Consider the following 17,705-nt stretch of genomic DNA (forward strand, 5'->3'; position numbering starts at 1 on the left):
CGACCTCTGCCCGCAGGCCTCGCCGGGGCCCCGCCCATACTTGATCCTCGTGACCAGTGGGGTAGTCGTGCGGCGCGCCCGCACCAGTGACGTGCGCGCCATGAAGGCGTTGATCGACGGGTACGCGGGCAAGGTCCTGCTGGCGAAACCGCTGGTCACGCTGTACGAGGCCGTGCAGGAGTTCTGGGTGGCGGAGGAGGACGGCGAGCTGCTCGGCTGCGGTGCCCTGCACGTGATGTGGGAGGACCTGGCCGAGATCCGCAGCGTCGCGGTCTCCCCCGTGGCGCTGGGCAAGGGCGTCGGGCACCGGATCGTGGCGCAGCTCATCGCGACGGCGCGGGAGCTGGAGCTCGCGCGCATCTTCTGCCTCACGTTCGAGACGCGGTTCTTCAGCAAGCACGGGTTCGTGGAGATCGACGGCACGCCGGTGAGCCCCGAGGTCTACGAGGAGATCATGCGGTCGGTCGACGAGGGCGTCGCCGAGTTCCTCGACCTCAGCTACGTGAAGCCCAACACCCTCGGCAACAGCCGGATGCTCCTGGAGTTGTAACTCTTCGAGTGATCACTCGAAGAGTCTTGACTCGACGAACCGACCAGCGCCAGGATCGGTCCGTGTCCGAATCGCTGACCGTCGACGAGCTCGCCGCCCGGATCGGCCTGCCCAGCAGCACCATTCGCATGTACCAGACGAAGGGTGTGCTGCACGCGCCGAGACGGCAGGGGCGCGTGGCGTACTACGACGCCTCGCACGTCGAGCGGTTGACGCTGGTCCAGCGGTTGCAGCAGCGGGGGTTCTCGCTGCCCGCGATCGCGGAGCTGATCTCGGCGCGCGAGAAGGGCGAGTCGGTCGCCGCGGTGCTCGGCATGGGCGAGACCGAGGGGCCCGACGACTGGGTCCGGATCAAGGTGCGCGACATCCGCCACCTCGTTCCGATGGGAGACGTCCAACCGCGACTCCTCCTCCGGGCCATGCGGTTGGGCTTGGTGCGGTGGAAGTACGGCTGGCCGCACGCGCGTCGCTGGGCACTCGAGGCGGGCGGCAGGCTCGCCGGTCTCCGGGTGCCCAGCGATGACGTCATGGACAGCTTCACGCGCCTGCGCACGGCGACCGACGCGGTGGCGGCGGACTTCGTGCAGTTGTTCGAGCGGCAGTTCTGGCCGGAGCTCGCCCGCAAGGCCGGGGACGAGAACCAGCTGGAGAACGTGCGGGCGTTGCTCGTCGAGCTGACGTACACGGCGGAGACCGCGGTGGTGGGAACGCTGCGGGAGTCGATCAGGGACGCCGCCGAGGAGTTCGCGTCGCGGCACGGGTTGCTGCCCAGCGACGACTTCCAGCCCGCGTGGGCCGAGCAGCCGCTGCCGCCGATCGCCGAGAACATCGTGGACCCGGCGGGGGACCTGCCGAGCGAGCAGGAGATCGAGAACTTCCTGAAGCGGGGGGACGAGGACGAGCCTGGCCGCTGATCCCGCCGGCACGTGGCCCAGCTGAGGACTCGGGTGGCGCCGGGAAGTGGTGTCACAGCTCCACCCCCTTGCCGCGCAGTCTGTCCGATGTGGACTCCGAAGGCCGGGCGGCAGCAGCAGAACCGTTCGCGACCGGTGGCACGTCGAAGGTCGTGGCGATCGCCGAGGCACTGGGACGGCACGCGGTCGGGTAGCGCTCGGCCCCGGATCACCGCTACCGCAAGGGATGCGTCGACACCCGCTGCACGACCGCGCGGACGTTGCCCGACGGCGTCCGGGCGTTCGACCTCACGCCCGCCTACAGCCCGCATCAAGGGGCCTCCGCGACCGCCTGCGGCCACGTGATCACCTGACGTTCACCGGATCGTGTCTACCGGCGGTGATCGACCACCGGCTACAACTGGGCGAGACCCTGCCCGCACACCGAGGAGCTCGCCATGTCGAAGACCCTGCGCTCGGCGTTCGTCGGTGTCGCCGCCACCGTGGCCCTGATCTTCACCGGCACCCCGGCGCACGCCGTGGACGCCGTCGCGGTGACCGACGACTACCTGTTCTCGAAGTCCCTCAGCCAGTTCACGACACTGCGGGCCCAGCAGCCCTACGCCGACCAGCTCGACTGGTCGTCCGACGGCTGCTCGTACTCGCCGGACAACCCCTTCGGCTTCAAGTTCCTGCCGGCCTGCCACCGCCACGACTTCGGCTACCGCAACTTCAAGCGGCAGGCGCGGTTCAGCGAGACGAACCGGCTGCGCATCGACAACAACTTCAAGTCCGACATGTACAACCAGTGCGGCAGCAACTGGGCGTGCAAGCGCACGGCGGACATCTACTACGCGGCGGTGCGCCAGTTCGGTGGCAGCGGGTCGTCCACGGCGGCGATCATCCAGCAGGCGGGCGTGAGGTAGGCGCTCACTATCCTGCGTCGATGACGGTGACTGCCGACGACCTCGACGCGGTCGTCTCCTGCCTGGCCGACACGCTCGGCCAGGCAACCGGCCGGGACTGGACCGCCCCGCCGGGCACCGGCGAGTGGAACTGCCGCGACACGGCCGAGCACGTCGGCGACTGCCTGCTGTCCTATGCGGCGCAGCTCGTCGCCCGGCCCGACGGCCGCTACGTGCGCTTCCTCGCCGTCGCCGACAAGGAGGCGAGCCCGGCCGAGCTGCTGGAGTTCGCGGTGGCCGGCGGCCGCATCCTCGCCTCGGTCGTGCGGACGACTCCGCCGACCGTGCGCGCCTACCACCCCACCGGCACGGCCGACCCGGCGCACTTCGCCGGCATGGGCTGCGTCGAGGTGCTGGTGCACGGCGAGGACATCGCCCGCGGCCTCGGCCTGGCGCTCGACCCGCCGCGCGACGTCTGCGCCCGCGTGCTCGCGCGGATGTTCCGGCACGACGACCTCGGCGTGGATCCGTGGACCGGCCTGCTGTGGGCGACCGACCGCGTCGCGCTGCCGGGCCGCGAGCAGCAGACCGGCTGGCGCTGGCAGGGGCCGCCGGACTGAGCCGAGCGGCTCGGGCCGCTACTCCTCGCCGCCCGGACCGCCGCCGCGCATCAGGTAGACCACCGACTCCAGCTCGTCCGGCTTGATCAGCACCTCGCGCGCCTTCGAGCCCTCGGACGGGCCGACGACGCCGCGCGTCTCCAGCAGGTCCATCAGGCGGCCTGCCTTCGCGAAGCCGACGCGGAGCTTGCGCTGCAGCATCGACGTCGAGCCGAACTGCGACGTCACGATCAGCTCGGTCGCCTGCACCAGCAGCTCCAGGTCGTCGCCGATGTCGGCGTCGATCTCCTTCTTCTCGCCGGCCTTCTGCGACGTGACGCCGTCGGTGTACTCGGGCTGCGCCTGGTTCTTGGTGAAGTCGACGATCTGCGAGATCTCCTCGTCGCCGACGAACGCGCCCTGGATGCGCACCGGCTTCCCGGCGCCCATCGGCAGGTACAGGCCGTCGCCCATGCCGATCAGCTTCTCGGCGCCCGGCTGGTCCAGGATGACCCGCGAGTCGGTCAGCGACGAGGTCGCGAACGCCAGCCGCGACGGCACGTTGGTCTTGATCAGGCCGGTGACGACGTCGACGGACGGGCGCTGCGTCGCGAGCACCAGGTGGATGCCGGCGGCACGGGCCTTCTGCGTGATGCGGACGATCGCGTCCTCGACGTCGCGCGGCGCGGTCATCATCAGGTCGGCCAGCTCGTCGACGATCGCCATGATGTACGGGTACGGGCGGTACTCGCGCTCGGAGCCGGGCGGCGCGGTGATCTCGCCCGACTTCACCTTGCGGTTGAAGTCGTCGATGTGGCGCACCCGGTTGACCTGCATGTCCTGGTAGCGCTGCTCCATCTCCTCCACGAGCCACGCGAGCGCCGCCGCCGCCTTCTTCGGCTGCGTGATGATCGGCGTGATCAGGTGCGGGATGCCCTCGTACGGGGTGAGCTCGACCATCTTCGGGTCGATCAGGATCATCCGGACCTCGTCCGGCGTCGCACGGGCCAGCAGCGACACCAGCATCGAGTTCACGAACGACGACTTGCCGGAACCCGTGGAGCCCGCGACCAGCAGGTGAGGCATCTTCGTCAGGTTCGCGGTGACCATGTGGCCCTCGATGTCCTTGCCGAGGCCCACCACCATCGGGTGCGTGTCGTTCAGCGTGGACGGCGCGCGCAGCACGTCGCCCAGGCGCACCATCTCGCGGTCGCTGTTCGGCACCTCGATGCCCACGGCCGACTTGCCGGGGATCGGGGCGAGGAGGCGGACGTTGTCGGTGGCGACGGCGTAGGCGATGTTCTTGGTCAGCGCGGTGATCTTCTCGACCTTCACGCCGGGGCCGAGCTCGACCTCGTAGCGCGTCACCGTCGGGCCGCGGGTGAAGCCGGTGACCTGGGCGTCGATCGAGAACTGGTCCAGCACGCCGGTGATGGCCTCGATCATCTGGTCGTTGGCCTTGCTGCGGGCCTTCGGCGCGTCGCCGTCCTTCAGGATCCCCGGCGGCGGCAGCTGGTAGTCGCCCTCGACGGCGCGCACGGCCATCGTCTGGGTGGGAGCGGCCGCCGCGGCGGCGGCCTTCTTCGACGGCGCGGGAGCGGGCTTCGGGACGACGGGCTCGGGCTCGTCCAGCGGGAGCTCGGCCTGCGGCTCGTCCTCGACGGGCTCGGCGGCCTGGCGGCGGCGCGACGGACGGCGCAGGCGCACCGGCTTCGGCTCCTCCTCCAGCGGCTCCTCGTCGCCGAAGGGCGGGGCGGTGGGCTCGCGGTGCACGAGAGCGCGAAGTCGTTGCGGCACCTCGCGAACCGGCCAGTGCAGCACGCAGAGCAGGCCGAAGACGAAGATCAGCAGGAGCAGCGGGCCGGCGACCCACGAGGTGAGGCCCTGGGCGAGGAACCCGCCGGCGAGGTACCCCAGCGCCCCGCCCGCGTCGCGCCGGGCGACCGGGTCCATCGGCAGACCGCCGATCAGGTGGAACATGCCCAGCACGCCGATGGTCATCAGCACACCGCCGACGACGAGCCGGAACCGCTCCTCGGGCTTCGAGTCCGTGCGCATCAGCGTGACGCCGATGCCGAGCAGCACGACCGGGACGATCACCGCGGGGAACCCGACGGAGCTGCGCACGGCGCCGTCGACCCACTGGCCGACCGGGCCGCCCGCCTGCCACCACACGCCCGCGCCCGTGATGAACGCGAGCGCGATCAGGAACAGGCCGACGCCGTCACGCCGGTGTTCGGGTTCGAGACCTTTCGTGCCGGTGATCGCGCGGACCACACTGCCGACCCCACGCCCCAAAGCACCCCACACGGTGCTGATCGCACCGCCGCCCTTGCGCGGTGCGGGCTTTCTGGACGCGGTGGATCGCGCCCGCGGCTTCGCTGGTGCTTTGCCGCGTGACGTGGTCTTTCTCGAAGTCCCTGTACGCCCGGCCATGTCTACAAGGTAGTCCCTTGCGTCTCACCAGCCCCATTTGCAACCGAGACGCGTGCGAAACCCCATGGTTCCCCCGATCGTGCACGGTGTCCGCGCGACACGCCGTACGCTGCCCCGCGTGTCCACACCGCTCTTCTGGCGCGTGCTCATGGTGGTCGACCGTGGCCTGATCGCGCTGACCGGCAAGCTCGAGGTCTCGGGCGACATCCCGCCGGAGCTCGTCGGCAAGCCGTTGCTGCTGGCGTCCAACCACATCGGCAACCTCGACCCGATGGTGCTCATCGCGGCGTGCCGCGAGGTGGGCGTCAACCCGCGGTTCATGCTCGCCGGCGGCCTGCTCGACGCGCCGGTCCTCGGCCCGGCCCTGAAGGCGTGCGGCCACCTGCGCGTCGACCGGCGGTCGGCGAACGTCGGCGAGGCGATGCACCGCGCCGTCGAGGCGTTGAGCGGGGGCGGCGACCCGATCGCGGTCTACCCCGAGGGCAAGATCACGCTGGACCCCGGCATGTGGCCCGAGCGCGGCAAGACCGGTGTGGCGCGCATGGCGCTCGGCGGCGGCATTCCGGTGATCCCGATCAGCCAGTGGGGTGCGCACGAGGCCGTCTACTGGGGCAACCTCAGCGTCGGCGGCTGGAAGGACGTGCTGCCGTACCTGACGTCGTGGCTGCGCGCGGTGCGCAGGCGGCCGACGTTCAAGGTCCACTTCGGCAAGCCCGTGGAGCTGTCGGACCTCAGGGCCGACACGATGGGCGACGCCCGCCGCGCCCACGAGCGGATCATGCTCGCCATCACCGAGGGCCTGGTGCCGTTGCGCCTCGACGAGCCGGACGTGCCGAAGTTCCACGACCCGACGCGACCGACGACCGGTTCCTCCCCCTGGCGGCCCGCGTGACCGCGTAGGCGATCACCGTGACGAGCATGAACAACGGCCTGGGCCCGCCGCTGTAGAGGCTGACCGCGAAGTCCGCGGCCGGAACCACCAGCGCCACCACGAACATCGTCGTGCTCGCCGTGGGCAGCTTGACCTTCGGGTCCGCCCACGGCGTGCGGCCCCACGGCTTGGCCACGCTCATCCACGCCTGGAACGCGATCGCGCCGATCATGAGCGACGTGCCCACCGGCATCCACACCGTCACGTGCCCCTGCGCGGCCGCTTCGAGGTTGCCGCTCAGGATGAAGATGCCGACGTAGAGCTGCACCACGGTGATCACGAACTTCGCGAGCACCCACCAGTGCCGGAAGAAGCCCCACGGCGTCAGCGCGCTCAGCATCATGCCGCTGAACGCGCTGATGTTCGCCATGACCGCGAGCACCCGGTGGTCGAGGAAGCGCGCCATCTCGAACGCGCTGACGTCGCCCGTCCTCATGCCGTACAGCAGCAACGCCAGCAGCGCGACGGCCTGGCTCATCCAGCCGACGGACGTGATGACGTGCAACCACACCAACAGGGTTCGTGCTCGCTTCTGCATGACATGTAGCTTGCCTACCTATTGCGGCGCGCACATCCGGGATGCCCCCTAGGAGAGCTCGTGGAGCCTCGCCCGCACCTCCGGCATGAGCGGGTGGTCGTAGTCCTCGTAGATCGTCAGCGCTTCCAGCAGGTGCGTCCGCGCTACCTCCGGCTGGCCCGCGCTGGACTCCCCCACGCCGTGCAACGCCTCCGCGAGGCTCTTGCGGTCGCCGAGCACGCGCAGGAACCCCACCGCCTCACGGAACGAGTCGCGCGCCTCGACTCGTTGACCGAGCTTCAGGCGTGCCCAGCCGATGCTCACCAACGCCATCGCTTTGGCGTGCACGGCCTGATGCGCGTCCATCACCTCGTACGCCCTGCGTGCCGACGCCAGCGACTCCTCGTGCTGGCCGGCCAGCCGCAGGATGTCGCTCAGGAACAGCCTCGTGCCGCCCTCGCCGAACCACGAGCCGACCTCCGCGTGCCGGTCCAGGGCCTCGCCGAACCGGTCGACGGCCAGGTCGAACTGGCGCAGGCCGCCGTAGGCCATGCCCAGGCCGGTGAGGCTCCACGCGGCCCCGACGCGGTCGCCGATCTCGCGCCGGATCGCCAGCGCGCGGTCGAACAGTTCCAGCGCGTCGGCGAAACGCTGCCCGCGGAACGCCGCGAGTCCTTGACCGTGCACCGCCCACGCGCGGGCGGCCTGGTTGCCGTCACGCGCGGCCATGCGTTCCGCGACGCGATACGTGTGAGTCCACTCGTCGAGTGCGCTCGACACGATGAAGTAGTTCCACAGCGCCACCGGGATCTGCCACGCCGCCGGCGAGTGCTCGTCCTCGGCGAGCTTCGTGACGGCCAGCAGGTTCGCGGACTCCGCGCGGCACCAGCCGAAGGCCTCGTCGTGCGAGCGGAAGTCCTGAGTGGACAGAGGGGGCAGCAGGAACGCCGGGTGGTCCGGTGGCCCGATCGTCGCCCCGGCGGCGTTCGCGGTGTCGAGGTACCACCGCAGCAGGCGTTGCACGGCCTCGTCGCGGCCGTCGGACGACTCCTCGGTGGCGCTGAGCTCGGTCGCGTACAGGCGCAGCAGGTCGTGCAGGCGGAACCGGCCCCGTGCGAACTCCTCCAGCATGTGTCCGCCCGCCAGCACGTCGAGCAGGATCCGCGCCCTCGACGCCGGCACGCCCGCCAGCGCGGCGACGGCGTCCAGGCTGATCTCCCCGCCGGGGTGCAGGCCGATGAGCCGGAACGCCCTGGCCGCGTCGGGTTTCAGCGCCAGGTACGACCACGAGAACGCCGCGCGCACGGCCGTGTCCTCGTCGTCGCCCGTGGCCAGCACGTTCAACCGGTCGCGCTCGTCGGCGAGGTCACCGGCGAGGTCGGCCAGCGTGAGGTGCGGGCGCGTCACGACGCGTTCGGCCGCGATCCGCACCGCCAGCGGCAGGTGCCCGCACAGCTCGACGAGCTTGGCCGCTGCGGCGGGTTCGGCGGTGACGCGCTCCGTTCCGACCGCGGACGTCAGCAGCGCCAGCCCCTCGTCGCGGGTGAGCGTCGACAGCGTCACCGAGTGCGCGCCGTCCCGCGCGACGAGCCCGCCGAGGTGGTTGCGCGAGGTCACGAGGACCATCGACGACGACCGGCCCGGCAGCAGCGGGCGGACCTGCTCGGCCAGCCGCGCGTTGTCGAGCAGCACCAGCACCCGTTTGCCCGCCAGGACACTGCGGTAGAGCGCGGACTTCGCCGCCAGGTCCTCCGGAACGCGTTCGGGCGGCACCCCGAGGCTCTGCAGCAGCTGCAGCAACGCGGCGGCGGGCTGCACCGGCGGCGACGACGCGTCGAACCCGCGCAGGTCGACGTGCAGCTGACCGTCCGGGAAGCGGGACGCCACCTGGTGCGCGAAGCGGACCGCGAGGGCGGTCTTGCCGACGCCACCGGTGCCCGCGATCACGACGAGCGCCGGGGAGTGGTCGTGCGGGACGACCTCGGCGAGCTTCGCGAGCTCCTTCTCCCGCCCGGTGAAGTCGCGAACCCCGTGCGGCAGCTGCACGGGAACCAGCACGGGCTCGGCGGGGTCGGGCTGCGGTTCGTGGCGACCGGCGAGCAGCTGCTCGTGCAGCCGCCGGAGCTCGGGACCGGGCTCGATGCCCAGTTCCTCGACCAGCAGCCGGCGCAGGTCGCTGAAGACGGCGAGGGCCTCCGCCTGTCTGCCGCCGCTGTACAGCGCGGACATCAGCAGCCCGTGCAGCCTCTCCCGCAACGGATGCGCGCTCACCAACGTCGTCAGCTCCGCCGCCACCTCCGCCTCGCGCCCGACGGACAGCATCAGCGCCGCACGCTGCTCCACGGCCGTGAGCCGCAGTTCGGCCAGGCGCGCGCGTTCGACCGCGGCGAACGGACCGGGCACGCCGTCCAGCGCGATTCCCCGCCACAGCCCCAGTGCTCGGTCGAACGCGGAGAGCGCCTCCGCCGGGTCGTCGCGCAGCCGCCCCGCCTCGTCCAGGTAGGTGCGGAACAGGGCCGCGTCGGAGCTGCCGGGTGGAAGCCGCAGCAGGTAGCCGGAGTCGGTCGACAGCAGCACGGAGCTCGGTGCGCGCGAAGCCCTTCCCGGTTCGAAGAGCCGCCGCAGCCCGGCGACGTAGGTGTGGATGCCGTTGTCCGCGCTGGCGGGCGGGTCGTCCCCCCAGACCGCGTCGATCAGCTCGCTGCGGGACACGACGTGGTTGGCCCGCAACGCGAGGACGGCCAGCACAGCCCTCTGCCGCGGCGGACCCAGCGTGAGCTCCTGGCCGTCGAGCGTCGCGGCGAGCGCGCCCAGCAGGCTGACGCGCACCTCGTTCTGCACTTCTCGTCTCACTTCGTCGCTGTCCGCAGTCGTGTAGCAACCTACCGTCAGGAATCGTCCAGAAGCCATCCAGAAGGCGTGCAGAGGGCTTCTCCACACTTCACTCAGGTGGATTGGGCCGAAATGAGGGGGCGGAGATGAACGCGGCCGAGGTCTTCGACACGCTCGGACTGGAGTACCAGCGGGCGTGGTCGCACCAGCCCGCCCTGCACGGCACCCTGGCGTGGTTCTCGGCCACCCGGCCCTCGGGCTCGCGCGTGCTCGACATCGGTTGCGGCACCGGCGTTCCCGTGGCGCGCACGCTCGCCAAGGCCGGCATGAGGGTCACGGGCATCGACGTCTCCCCGGTGATGGTCGACCTCGCGGCGACCCAGGTCCCCGACGCCACGTTCCACAAGATCGACGTCCGCGACTTCGAGTCGCCGGCCGGTTCGTGGGACGTCGTGTGCGCCGTCTTCTCCTTGTTGCAGATGCCGCAGGCCGAGATCATCAAGACCCTCGGCCAGGTCTCCGCGTGGCTGCGGCCGGGCGGGCACTTCTTCCTCGCGACCGTGCCGATCGACGTGGAACAGGTGACGGTTCCCTGGATGGGCCAGGAGATCCAGGTGTCGTCGTTCTCCGAGGAGAACTACGAGAAGCACCTCGGCGACGTCGGCCTGCGGGTCGTGCGCCGGAGCCGGCCGGTGTTCACCCCGTCCTTCCCCGGCGCCACGCCCGAGGAGTCGCTGCACCTGGTGTGCCAGCGCCCCTAGAACCGTTGCGGCCCAGAGCAGATGCGGCTCAGTGCTGCTCGGCCAGCGCGCGGCCGATGAAGTGCGCCGACAGCAGGGCGAAGATGTAGGCCTGCAACACCTGCACCAGAGCCTCCAGGAAGAACAGCGCGATCGCGAGCGCGAACCCGATGGCGGACACCGGTTTCAGGTAGATCGGCGCGTTGAGGAGCAGGAACTCGCTGCCGAGCGTGAACACCAGGATCAGCAGGTGGCCCGCGAACATCGCGGCGAACACCCGGATCGCGAGGTTCACCGGGTCGAAGAAGAACTTCAGGATGACCTCGGTCGGGATCAGCAGACCCCACAGGACGGGCTTCGGCACGTCCGGGATGACGAACTGGTTGCGCAGGTAGCCCCGCAGGCCGAACTTCCTGATACCCACGAAGTGGTAGAGCGGGAAGATGACCAGCAACGCCACGGCGAACGGGAACCCGCTGTGCGTGAACGTCGGGAACTGCACGAACGGGATGATCCCGTAGAGGTTGTTCACCAGCACGAAGCAGAAGATGCTGACGATCAACGGCACGTACGGCGCGAACTCCTTCGCGCCGATCTGCTCGCGCGCGATGGTGTTGCGGCCGAAGTCGTAGACCGACTCGGCGGCGAACTGCCACCGCGACGGCACGACCTTCAGGTTCCTGGTGACGACCAGGAAGAACGTCAGGACGATCAGCACCGACAGGACCAGCAGCGCCTGCGGCTTGGTCACCGAGAGGTCGAACGGCAGTCCGAACGGCTCGTGCCAGGTGAGGATCGGTGGAAGGAGGATGTCTTCCTTGCCCGGTGGGGAGAAGACGTCGGAACCGGCCATTGGGCGAACCCCCTCGTCCATGGTCTGGGACCAAACCTTAGCGGACGAGAGCGACGCAGGTCACAGCAGGGTCACGAGAACGGCCTGCTGTCACCCGGAGGTGTCAGCAGGCCGTCCTGAGGAAGATCAGACGGGGATGACCGTCGGCACGATCATCGGCCGGCGGCGGTAGGTCTCCGCCACCCAGCGCCCGACGACCCGGCGCACGGCCTGCGCCACGCGGTGCGTGTCGGTGATGCCCTCGGCCTCGGTGCGCGCCAGCTCCATCTCCACCAGCGGCACGACCTGGTCCAGCGCCTTCGGGTCGTCGGAGAACCCGCGCCCGGAGATCGTCGGCGACGACACGGGACGGCCCGTGGCGGTGTCGATGGCGACGGAGATCGAGATGAACCCGCCCTCGCCCAGCACCAGGCGGTCGGACAGCGTGGACTCGCCGACGTCGCCGACGGACAGGCCGTCGACGTAGACGTGGCCCACCTCGACGCGGCCGGACACCGACGCCTTGCCGTCCACCAGGTCGACGACGACGCCGTCCTCGGCGATCACGACGTGGTCCTCGGCGACACCGGTGGCCACGGCCAGTGCGGCGTTCGCGCGCAGGTGGCGCCATTCGCCGTGCACCGGCATGACGTTGGACGGGCGGACGGCGTTGTAGAGGAACAGCAGCTCGCCCGCCGGCGAGTGGCCGGAGACGTGGACCTTGGCGTTGCCCTGGTGCACGACGGTCGCGCCGAGCTTGGCCAGGCCGTTGACGACGTTGAAGACCGCGTTCTCGTTGCCGGGGATCAGCGACGACGCGAGGATGACCGTGTCGCCCTCGCGGATCGAGATCTGCCGGTGCTCGCCGCGGGCCATGCGCGACAGCGCCGACAGCGGCTCGCCCTGCGACCCGGTGGAGACGAAGATGACCTCGTCCTCCTCCATCCGCATCGCGACGTCGAGGTCGACGAACAGGCCGTCGGGCACGTTCAGGAAGCCCAGCTCGGACGCGATGCCCATGTTGCGCACCATCGAACGGCCGACGAACGCGATCTTCCGCTTGTACTGCACGGCCACGTCCAGCACCTGCTGCACGCGGTGCACGTGCGAGGCGAAGCAGGCGACGATGACCCGCTGGTCGGCCTTGCGGATCACGTTCTCGAGCACCGGGCCGATCTCGCGCTCGGGCACCACGAAACCGGGCACCTCGGCGTTGGTCGAGTCGACCAGGAACAGGTCCACGCCCTCGTCGCCCAGGCGGGAGAACCCGGCCAGGTCTGTCAGGCGGCCGTCGAGCGGCAGCTGGTCCAGCTTGATGTCGCCGGTGTGCAGCACGAGCCCGGCGGAGGTGCGGATGGCCACGGCCAGCGCGTCCGGGATCGAGTGGTTGACGGCGAAGAACTCGAGGTCGAACGGCCCGTGAGAGCGCCGTTCGCCTTCCTTCACCTCCACCAGCCGCGGGGTCTGGCGGTGCTCGCGGCACTTGGCGGCGAGCAGCGCCAGCGTGAAGCGGGAGCCCACGACCGGCACGTCGGGGCGCAGCTTCAGCAGGAACGGGACCGCGCCGATGTGGTCCTCGTGGCCGTGCGTCAGGACGATGGCGTCGATGTCGTCGAGCCGGTCCTCGATGGCGCGGAAGTCGGGCAGGATCAGGTCCACGCCCGGTTGGTCGTCTTCGGGGAAGAGAACGCCGCAGTCGACGACGAGCAGCCGTCCGGCGTGCTCGAAGACGGTCATGTTGCGGCCGACCTCGCCGATTCCGCCGAGTGCGACGACGCGGAGGCCGCCTTCCGGCAGTGCGGGTGGCAGTTCGGTCGATTGGGTCACGCGTTGACTCCCAGTTCGGCCGCGATGGCCTCGATGTCCTCGGCGGCGGCCGGCACCAGCGGCAGACGGGGTTCCCCCACGTCCAGTCCGCGCAGGCGCAGCGCAGCCTTCGTGTACGTCACGCCGGGAACCCGGCGGAAGGGTCGCAACAACGGCAGCAGCGACTCGTGGATCTCCTTCGCGCGCACCACGTCACCCGACTCGAAGGCGTCGGCCATGTCGCGGAGGCGGTCCGCGGCGAGGTGGCCGATGACGCTCACGAACCCGACGGCGCCCACGGACAGCCACGGCAGGTTCAGCGGGTCGTCACCCGAGTAGTAGGCGAGGTCGGTGCTCGCGATCACCCGGCTGCCCGCGTGCAGGTCGCCCTTGGCGTCCTTCACGGCCAGGATCCGCGGGTGTTCTGCCAGGCGCAGCAGGGTGTCGACCTCGATCGGCACGACCGCGCGCGGCGGGATGTCGTAGAGCATCACCGGCAGCTCGGAGGCGTCGGCGACGGCGGTGAAGTGCGCCAGCAGGCCGTCCTGCGGCGGGCGCGAGTAGTACGGGGTCACGACGAGCACGCCGTGCGCGCCGGCCTTCGACGCCTGCTGCACCAGGTGGATGCTGTGCGCGGTGTCGTACGTGCCCGCACCGGCGATGACGGTCGCACGGTCGCCCACGGCCTCCACGACGGCCGTGATCAGCGCGGCCTTCTCGCGGTCGGTCGTCGTGGGGCTCTCCCCGGTCGTGCCGTTGACGACCAGTCCGTCGTTGCCCAGGTCCACCAGGTGTTTCGCCAGTTCCTGCGCCTTGGCGAGGTCGATCTCGCCTCGGGTGTCGAACGGCGTGACCATGGCGGTGAGAACGCGGCCGAACGGGCGGTTCGGCGCTGCGTACGGGCTTGCGGGCATGCGCAGAAACTACCCGAGTTCACACACTTCGGTTCAACGACCGCACCCGTTGCACCGCGTCGGCGTCGCCGCTGTACTCGACCCGGGCTTCATCGCGGCCGAAAGCCAGCATCACGAGCTCGGGCACCTCACCCGTGACCACCACGCCGTTCGCCCCCTGCTTGGCGACCACGTGCTCGCCGTCGGGCCGCACCAGCGTCACCCCGACAGGCGACGACTTGTACGTCATGCGGGCGGTGACGGGCAGCGACTTCCACAGCACGGCGTCCCGGCGGCCGTCGTGCGGCCGCGGCTCCCAGCCGGCCTGCGCGCGGCGCACGTCCTCGTGGTGCACGAAGAACTCGACGGGGTTCATGAGGTCGTCGATCGGCTTGATCCAGAACGGCGGCGTGCGCACGAGGTCGAGGAGCTCGCTCCACGCCTTGTGCGCGTAGTCGGCCTGGACCTTGTCCGTCCACCCCGCGAGCGGCGGCAGGAAGATGCCGGGCACGGAGTCCGGCCGCCGTTCGCGGATCGCGAGGTGGGCGGCGAGGTCCTTGACCAGCCACGTGCCGCACAACGTGGGCGCGTCGGGGCCGAGCTCGGTCATGAGGTCGACGAGCGCCTTGCGCTCGTCAAGGGCGAAACTCACGGCCCCATTCCACCACAGCAGCCGGCCGTCAGGCTTCGTTCGGCTTGTAGCAGCTGGTGAACCCGTTCGGCTTGGACGAGCTGTCGGCCAGCAGCTTGACCACCTGGTCGCGCTTGAGGTTCTCCGGGTAGCCCGGCCAGTCCGGTTCCTGACCGTTGACGTGCAGCTCGTCGAGCCAGTAGCCCGACTGCCCGGAGACCTTGGCCATCTCCAGGTCGCAGCCCTTCACCCGGACCACCACCTCGATGATCTTCTCCGAGGACTTGACCGTGCGCTTGCCGATCTTCTTGGACTTCTTCTCCGTCTCCGTGCTCGGGTCGCCGGGGTTGCTGAACCCGGCGGCCTTGAGCTCGGTGACGAACTTGTCCTCGTTGCTGGCGCACGCCGTGAGGGCGGCCATGCTGCCGAGGACCAACAACGCGGAGATGATCCGTCGCTTCACGTTCAGCTGTCCTTCTTCGCACTGATGGTGCCGTCGAGCTTGCTGCCGTCCTTGGCCGAGGCGATGCACCAGATCTTGCGTTCGGCGCTGCCGCTCTTGTCCTTGCGCCACGCGTTCTCGCCGGGGACGAGCGTGGTGAGCTTGAGCTTCGACCCGTCCTTGACGAACTCGGAGTTCAGCGTCATCTCGCAGCGGGAGACGCCGAGGTTCGTCAGCGACTCGACGCCGGGGTAGGCGGCATCGGGGTAGTTCGAGGCGACGGGCAGCGTGTCGATCACGTCGAACACCTCGAAGTCGTGCGGCTTGTCGCACTCCTCGCGGCTGTCCGTGTTGAGCAGCTTGGCCGGCGCGACCTCGCCGATGCCGCAGGTGTTCTCGTACATGGCGAACACCGGGACCTGGCCGCCCTCGCCGTAGGTCAGCGCCTGGCTGTCGCCGCCGCCGGGAGCGGTGAACGCCCGGTGGGCGAAGATGCCGCCGGTGAACGCGGCCGCGGCGATGACGACGGCGGCGACGAGCGCGAGCACGCGGTTGCGCTTCTTCTTCGCCGGGTCGGCCGCGGGCGCCTGCCGGTACTGCTGGGTCTGCGCGGGAGCGATGCCGGTCGGCGGCGTCGGCTGGTTGCCGATGCTGGCGAGCATGGCGCGGGCCTGCGGGCCGGACAGCCGGGCGTTCGGGTCGGCGATCAGCAGACCCGTGATGACGGCGCCGAGGACACCGGTCGCGCGGGTCAGCCGCGGGGTCTCGCTCATGATCGCGTGCAGCGTCGAGGCCGTGGAGGAGCGTTCGAACGGGCTCCAGCCCTCGACGGCGTAGCAGAGGGTCGCGCCCAACGCCCACAGGTCGGACGCGGGACCGGCCTCGTGGCCGTGGATGCGCTCCGGCGACATGTAGGCGGGCGAGCCGATGAGGCTGCCGCTGGTCGTGAGGCGCGGGTCGTCGACGGCCTGGGCGATGCCGAAGTCGGTGAGCTTGACCTTGCCGTCCGGGCGGACCATCAGGTTGCCGGGCTTCACGTCGCGGTGCACGATCCCGGCCGCGTGCGCGGTCTCCAGCGCCGACAACGCCTGCAGCGCGATCGACACGACCTGGTTGGGCGGCATCGGGCCGTGCGTGCTGATCAACGTCGACAGCGTCGCCGCCTCGACCAGCTCCATGACGATGTACGTCGTGCCGTTCTCGTTGATCGCGTCGTAGACCGTCACGACGGCGGGGTCGTTGAGCTTGCCCGCCGTGCGCGCCTCGCGCAGGGCGCGCTCTTCGAGGATCCGGCGTTCCTCGTGCGCGATGCCGTCCGGCAGGTGCAGTTCCTTGATCGCGACGAAGCGCCCGATGTGCCGGTCCTGGGCACGCCAGACGATGCCCATGCCGCCGCGGCCGAGCTCGGCCACCAGGGCGTACCTGCCCGCGATGACGCGCGGTTCGACTGCCTGTCCGTGCACCTGCACTCCTACAACCTGGGAACCGAGGGCTGACGGTACTTGAGACCCGCCACCTGGAGGATCGGTTCCTAGACTTCCGGCGCTACAACCAGTTCGTGACCTGCGGCACGCAGGGCCGCCACGGCCCGATCGAGGTCGGTCTGCTTCACGAGCAGGTGGTCGGTGTCGTAAGTGGACAGCGCGAACAGCGAGACGCCCGCGGCGGCCAGTTCCCCCGCCAGCGCGGCCATGATGCCGGTGAGCGTGAACTCCAGCGGGCCGCGCACGGTGAGCAGCCGCCAGCCCTTCTCCGCGCTGTCCCCTCCGACGGGGAACGACGAGGGCGCGATGACCGACACCTCGTCCGGGGTCCTGGTGACCGACACGAGCACGTCGGTGAGGTCGAGCAGCCCGGCGGGGACTGCGGCGTCCGGCGCCAGGCGCGTGACCGTGTACTCGCCGGGACGGACGTCGACGATGAGCCGCTTCATGGCCTCAGCCTTCAACCACCAGTGGGCTGGAGGCAACTTCCGTGCCGTCCGGGAGTGTCGAAACGACGAAGTCCGCGAACGCGTTCGGCGCCGCCTTCACCAGCTCGCGCAGGCACGCTACGGCGAGCTCGCGCAGCTCGACGTTGATGTGCTCGGTCGCGCGCATCGCGATGAAGTGCCGCCACGAGCGGTAGTTGCCCGTCACGACGATCTCGGTGCCCGTGGCGTTGGGCAGCACGGACCGGGCGATCTGCCGCGCGCGCCGGCCGTTGACGGTCTTCTCCAGGCTGTGCACGAGGTCCTCGTAGGCCTTCAGGCTCGCCTCGGTCGCGGCGACGAACCGGGCGTGCAGCTCCGGGTCCTGCGCGATCAGCGACGGCTCGACGACGTCGGTCGGGTCGGTGCGCTGGGAGAGCTGCGAGTACGAGAAGTGCCGGTGCCGGATCAGCTCGTGGGTGAGCGAGCGGGGCAGCTCGGTCAGGTAGAGCGTCGCGCTGCCGTGCTCGAACGCGGCGAGGTGGCCGACGTCGAGCAGGTGGTGCAGGAACGTCGCGTTGGTGTTGGTCATGGGGTTCGAGCGGTCCCACGACTGGTAGCAGGCGCGGCCGGCGAACTCGACGAGCGCGGCGCCGCCGTCCGCGTCGGTCGTCCACGGCACGTCGTCCGGCGCGATGAACTCCGTCTTGGCCACCAAACGCACTCTCGGCATGGCTCGACAGTAGCTCTGGCGTCAGCCGGTGGTTGCACGATGTCAGAAGTGACGTC

General features: G+C 70.3%; 17 protein-coding genes. 6 read left to right on the top strand and 11 right to left on the bottom strand.

Annotated features, from left to right (window positions below):
- The first annotated feature begins 49 nt into the window (after positions 1-49).
- The 4 genes from VF330_RS19360 (at position 50) to VF330_RS19375 (ending at position 2,968) form a co-directional block, all read left to right on the top strand.
- Entirely contained in the window at positions 50-550 is a 501-nt protein-coding gene (locus tag VF330_RS19360) for an amino-acid N-acetyltransferase (RefSeq protein WP_330853033.1), read from the top strand.
- Between the two features lie 62 nt (positions 551-612).
- Positions 613-1,464, top strand: coding sequence for a MerR family transcriptional regulator (locus tag VF330_RS19365; protein ID WP_330853034.1), 852 nt, complete (start codon positions 613-615; stop codon positions 1,462-1,464).
- A 437-nt stretch (positions 1,465-1,901) separates the two neighbouring features.
- Positions 1,902-2,369: a phospholipase gene (locus VF330_RS19370; protein ID WP_330853035.1), complete on the top strand. Its 468-nt coding sequence runs from the start codon at positions 1,902-1,904 to the stop codon at positions 2,367-2,369.
- A 20-nt stretch (positions 2,370-2,389) separates the two neighbouring features.
- On the top strand, positions 2,390-2,968 hold the full coding sequence (locus VF330_RS19375) for a maleylpyruvate isomerase family mycothiol-dependent enzyme (protein WP_330853036.1): 579 nt from the start codon (positions 2,390-2,392) through the stop codon (positions 2,966-2,968).
- A gap of 18 nt (positions 2,969-2,986) precedes the next feature.
- Here the strand turns inward: VF330_RS19375 and VF330_RS19380 are convergent, their stop codons facing one another.
- Complete coding sequence (locus VF330_RS19380) at positions 2,987-5,383, bottom strand: FtsK/SpoIIIE family DNA translocase (RefSeq protein WP_330853037.1); 2,397 nt, start codon at positions 5,381-5,383, stop codon at positions 2,987-2,989.
- 148 nt (positions 5,384-5,531) lie between these two features.
- Here VF330_RS19380 and VF330_RS19385 point away from each other — a divergent pair, with 148 nt between their 5' ends.
- Positions 5,532-6,275: a lysophospholipid acyltransferase family protein gene (locus tag VF330_RS19385; protein WP_330853069.1), complete on the top strand. Its 744-nt coding sequence runs from the start codon at positions 5,532-5,534 to the stop codon at positions 6,273-6,275.
- On the opposite strand, the gene VF330_RS19390 is transcribed toward VF330_RS19385, so the two are convergent.
- Entirely contained in the window at positions 6,172-6,852 is a 681-nt protein-coding gene (locus VF330_RS19390; protein ID WP_330853038.1) for a hypothetical protein, read from the bottom strand. The two genes, VF330_RS19385 and VF330_RS19390, sit on opposite strands and share 104 nt — an antisense overlap.
- A 48-nt stretch (positions 6,853-6,900) precedes the next feature.
- Positions 6,901-9,684, bottom strand: coding sequence for an AfsR/SARP family transcriptional regulator (locus tag VF330_RS19395; protein WP_330853039.1), 2,784 nt, complete (start codon positions 9,682-9,684; stop codon positions 6,901-6,903).
- 125 nt (positions 9,685-9,809) lie between these two features.
- On the opposite strand from VF330_RS19395, the gene VF330_RS19400 reads away from it, so the two are divergent.
- Positions 9,810-10,424, top strand: coding sequence for a class I SAM-dependent methyltransferase (locus tag VF330_RS19400; RefSeq protein ID WP_330853040.1), 615 nt, complete (start codon positions 9,810-9,812; stop codon positions 10,422-10,424).
- A 28-nt stretch (positions 10,425-10,452) separates the two neighbouring features.
- On the opposite strand, the gene atpB is transcribed toward VF330_RS19400, so the two are convergent.
- The 8 genes from atpB to thyX all read right to left on the bottom strand — a co-directional run bounded on the left by atpB (position 10,453) and on the right by thyX (position 17,649).
- Complete coding sequence (atpB, locus tag VF330_RS19405) at positions 10,453-11,256, bottom strand: F0F1 ATP synthase subunit A (protein ID WP_330853041.1); 804 nt, start codon at positions 11,254-11,256, stop codon at positions 10,453-10,455.
- A gap of 126 nt (positions 11,257-11,382) precedes the next feature.
- Positions 11,383-13,062, bottom strand: coding sequence for a ribonuclease J (locus VF330_RS19410; protein ID WP_330853042.1), 1,680 nt, complete (start codon positions 13,060-13,062; stop codon positions 11,383-11,385).
- On the bottom strand, positions 13,059-13,955 hold the full coding sequence (gene dapA, locus VF330_RS19415) for a 4-hydroxy-tetrahydrodipicolinate synthase (protein WP_330853043.1): 897 nt from the start codon (positions 13,953-13,955) through the stop codon (positions 13,059-13,061). Before dapA ends, VF330_RS19410 begins: the two co-directional genes overlap by 4 nt.
- Positions 13,956-13,974: 19 nt before the next feature.
- A complete protein-coding gene (locus VF330_RS19420; RefSeq protein WP_330853044.1) occupies positions 13,975-14,586 on the bottom strand; it encodes a TIGR03085 family metal-binding protein in 612 nt (203 codons plus the stop codon).
- Between the two features lie 28 nt (positions 14,587-14,614).
- A complete protein-coding gene (locus VF330_RS19425; RefSeq protein WP_330853045.1) occupies positions 14,615-15,028 on the bottom strand; it encodes a hypothetical protein in 414 nt (137 codons plus the stop codon).
- A 2-nt stretch (positions 15,029-15,030) separates the two neighbouring features.
- Entirely contained in the window at positions 15,031-16,470 is a 1,440-nt protein-coding gene (locus VF330_RS19430; protein ID WP_330853046.1) for a serine/threonine-protein kinase, read from the bottom strand.
- Positions 16,471-16,538: 68 nt separating this feature from the next.
- Positions 16,539-16,940, bottom strand: a complete 402-nt coding sequence (locus tag VF330_RS19435) for an ACT domain-containing protein (protein WP_330853047.1) — start codon at positions 16,938-16,940, stop codon at positions 16,539-16,541.
- A gap of 4 nt (positions 16,941-16,944) precedes the next feature.
- Positions 16,945-17,649, bottom strand: coding sequence for an FAD-dependent thymidylate synthase (thyX, locus tag VF330_RS19440; RefSeq protein WP_330853048.1), 705 nt, complete (start codon positions 17,647-17,649; stop codon positions 16,945-16,947).
- Positions 17,650-17,705 lie beyond the last annotated feature (56 nt).

Source organism: Lentzea sp. (assembly GCF_036380075.1).
GTDB lineage: Bacteria > Actinomycetota > Actinomycetes > Mycobacteriales > Pseudonocardiaceae > Lentzea.

Excerpts from the sequence above, each read along its gene's own strand:
- VF330_RS19370 (WP_330853035.1), top strand. The coding sequence starts at position 1,902 with ATGTCGAAGACCCTGCGCTCGGCGTTCGTCGGTGTCGCCGCCACCGTG.
- VF330_RS19375 (WP_330853036.1), top strand. The coding sequence starts at position 2,390 with ATGACGGTGACTGCCGACGACCTCGACGCGGTCGTCTCCTGCCTGGCC.
- VF330_RS19380 (WP_330853037.1), bottom strand. The coding sequence starts at position 5,383 with ATGGCCGGGCGTACAGGGACTTCGAGAAAGACCACGTCACGCGGCAAA.
- VF330_RS19385 (WP_330853069.1), top strand. The coding sequence starts at position 5,532 with ATGGTGGTCGACCGTGGCCTGATCGCGCTGACCGGCAAGCTCGAGGTC.
- VF330_RS19390 (WP_330853038.1), bottom strand. The coding sequence starts at position 6,852 with ATGCAGAAGCGAGCACGAACCCTGTTGGTGTGGTTGCACGTCATCACG.
- VF330_RS19400 (WP_330853040.1), top strand. The coding sequence starts at position 9,810 with ATGAACGCGGCCGAGGTCTTCGACACGCTCGGACTGGAGTACCAGCGG.
- atpB (WP_330853041.1), bottom strand. The coding sequence starts at position 11,256 with ATGGCCGGTTCCGACGTCTTCTCCCCACCGGGCAAGGAAGACATCCTC.
- dapA (WP_330853043.1), bottom strand. The coding sequence starts at position 13,955 with ATGCCCGCAAGCCCGTACGCAGCGCCGAACCGCCCGTTCGGCCGCGTT.
- VF330_RS19435 (WP_330853047.1), bottom strand. The coding sequence starts at position 16,940 with ATGAAGCGGCTCATCGTCGACGTCCGTCCCGGCGAGTACACGGTCACG.
- thyX (WP_330853048.1), bottom strand. The coding sequence starts at position 17,649 with ATGCCGAGAGTGCGTTTGGTGGCCAAGACGGAGTTCATCGCGCCGGAC.